Raw genomic sequence first — 2,048 nt, forward strand, 5'->3', positions numbered from 1 at the left:
CCCTCCCCTTCGGCACCCGCAGGAAGATGAGCGCCGAGCCGAGCGTGGCCAGCGCGAGGAGCCCGAGATAGGCGGCCGGCGCGCCGAGAAGCCCGGGCGCGAGCAGGAAGATCGCGCGGATCGCGAGGATTTCCGCGATGGCCGCGCCGAGCGCGATCCAGGCCCCCCGCGTCTCGGCGATCCAGAGCCAGAAGCGGATGCGCGAGAAGAGCCACAGGAGCGTCAGCGCCACGATGGCCATGGCGAGGACCGCCAGCGTCGCGCCCATGGGCCGGTCGTTCAGGTCGAAGATCTGCGCGTAGATCATGTTGGCGATCATCGTGCCGCCGGACCCGCCGACGAGGCGCGGCGTGACGTAGTCGCCCACGGTCGGGATCGACACGATGAGGACGGCGGCCAGCACGCCGGGCATGGCGAGCGGCAGCGTCACGCGCAGGAAGGTCATCGTCTTGCTCTCGCCGAGATCGCGCGCCGCCTCGAGGAGCGAGCGGTCGATCTTCTCGAGGCTGACGAAGATCGGCAGGATCGCGAAAGGCGCGAAGGCGTGGGCCAGCGTGATGACGACTGCGTTGGCGTTGTAGAGGATGAAGGAAAGCGGCTCGTCGATCACGCCGAGCGCGAGGAGCGAGCCGTTCACCGGCCCGTCATAGGCCAGGATCACGCGCCAGAGGAAGACGCGGATCAGGTAGCTCGTCCAGAAGGGAATCGTGATGAGGAAGAGCCAGAGCGACTTGCGGTCGGGCGCCACGTGGAAGGAAATGAAGTAGGCGACCGGGAAGGCCAGGACGACCGTGACCGCAGTGACCGTGGCCGAGATGCGCAGCGAGCGCAGCATGAGCTCGCGATAGAGCGGGTCGGTCAGCGCCTCGGCGTAGTTCGACAGCGTGAAGGTCCGGTCGATCGTCAGGAAGCTCTGCGTCCAGAACGAGAAGAGCACGATCGTCGCGAGCGGCGCGGCGAGCAGGAGGAGCGCGTAGACCAGCGGCGGGGACACCGCGAGGAGGCCCTTGCCGCCTTCGCTCCTGAGCGCGCGCGAGATGGCGTTCATGCGTTCAACCGGCCCCCTGTGCCCGTGGCCGTTGTCCGGCCCGGTCCGGGCCGAACATGCGCCCGCGGGGACCGAGACTGCAACCAATGCGGCGCTGCCGCAAGGGGTCGCGTGTGGCCCTTCGCTCAGGCCCCCGCGATCTCCTGCACGCTCTCGAAACATTCGAGGACCGGCGGGCCGTCATACATCCCGTCGGAGGACTTCGCGCCTTTGTGCGCGGCGCGGAAGGCCTCGGACCTCGTCCAGGCGAGGAAGGCCTCGCGGTCGGTCCAGAGCGTGTGCGAGGCGTAGAGGCGCGCGCCGTCCGCGGCCTCGCCCCGCATCAGGTGGAAGCTGACGAAGCCCGGCACGGATTTCAGGTGGCTGTCGCGGCTGACCCACATGGCCTCGAAGGCGTCCTCCTGCCCCGGGATCACGCGGAAGCGGTTCATGATGAGATACATCGGCTTGCCTCCCGGTCCTGGTCCGCTCCCATGGGACGGGCCGAAGCGCGCGGCGTCAAGGCCGCGCGCCCGTTGGCGCTCAGTGCTTCGCGGCCGCGCCGAGGGGCTTGGGCGCCACCTTGCCTTGCAGCAGCGCGGACTCCGTCAGAAGGACCGGGACGGCGGCGGCCGGGTCCTTCTTGGCTGTCGTCGGCTGGGCAAGGGCCGGTCCCGCGAGAACGGCGGGCTTGGGGGCCTGTGCCTCCGGGCCGGGGATCGGCTTGGCCGCCGCGGCGAGGGGCAGCGCCGCGGACAGGATGCAGGTCAGGGCAAGACGGATCATGCGCAGGTCTCCTTCCTTCTTCGCGACTGGTCCGGAACGGGTGCGGGCGGTCTCGCCCCCGCGCACCCGCGGCGGCGATGTGGGAAGCGGTTCGCGCCGGGTGAAGCGGGCTCACGATCTTGTGAGCCGGCCCCGGCAAAGCCCTGCCGGGAAACGCGAAGAGGGCCGCCCCGAAGGGCGGCCCCCTGTCCGTTCCGGTGGCGCGGATCAGCGCTTGGAGAACTGGAAGCTCCGG

General features: G+C 70.1%; 2 protein-coding genes and 1 pseudogene. All 3 read right to left on the bottom strand.

The genetic code is table 11. The features are described from left to right. Positions 1-190: 190 nt before the first annotated feature. Positions 191-1,048 (bottom strand): annotated as a pseudogene (locus ACTS11_RS18070) (ABC transporter permease); the annotation flags it as partial. 125 nt (positions 1,049-1,173) lie between these two features. Further along, on the bottom strand, positions 1,174-1,491 hold the full coding sequence (locus ACTS11_RS18075; protein WP_442641683.1) for an antibiotic biosynthesis monooxygenase family protein: 318 nt from the start codon (positions 1,489-1,491) through the stop codon (positions 1,174-1,176). A gap of 79 nt (positions 1,492-1,570) precedes the next feature. After that, the gene (locus ACTS11_RS18080; protein WP_442641684.1) at positions 1,571-1,813 is read right to left on the bottom strand and encodes a hypothetical protein; all 243 of its coding nucleotides are present in this window, start codon (positions 1,811-1,813) and stop codon (positions 1,571-1,573) included. Between the last annotated feature and the right edge of the window lie 235 nt (positions 1,814-2,048).

The sequence above is a fragment of the Roseicyclus sp. genome (genome assembly GCF_052168335.1).
Classification (GTDB): domain Bacteria; phylum Pseudomonadota; class Alphaproteobacteria; order Rhodobacterales; family Rhodobacteraceae; genus Roseibacterium.

Excerpts from the sequence above, each read along its gene's own strand:
- ACTS11_RS18075 (WP_442641683.1), bottom strand. The coding sequence starts at position 1,491 with ATGTATCTCATCATGAACCGCTTCCGCGTGATCCCGGGGCAGGAGGAC.
- ACTS11_RS18080 (WP_442641684.1), bottom strand. The coding sequence starts at position 1,813 with ATGATCCGTCTTGCCCTGACCTGCATCCTGTCCGCGGCGCTGCCCCTC.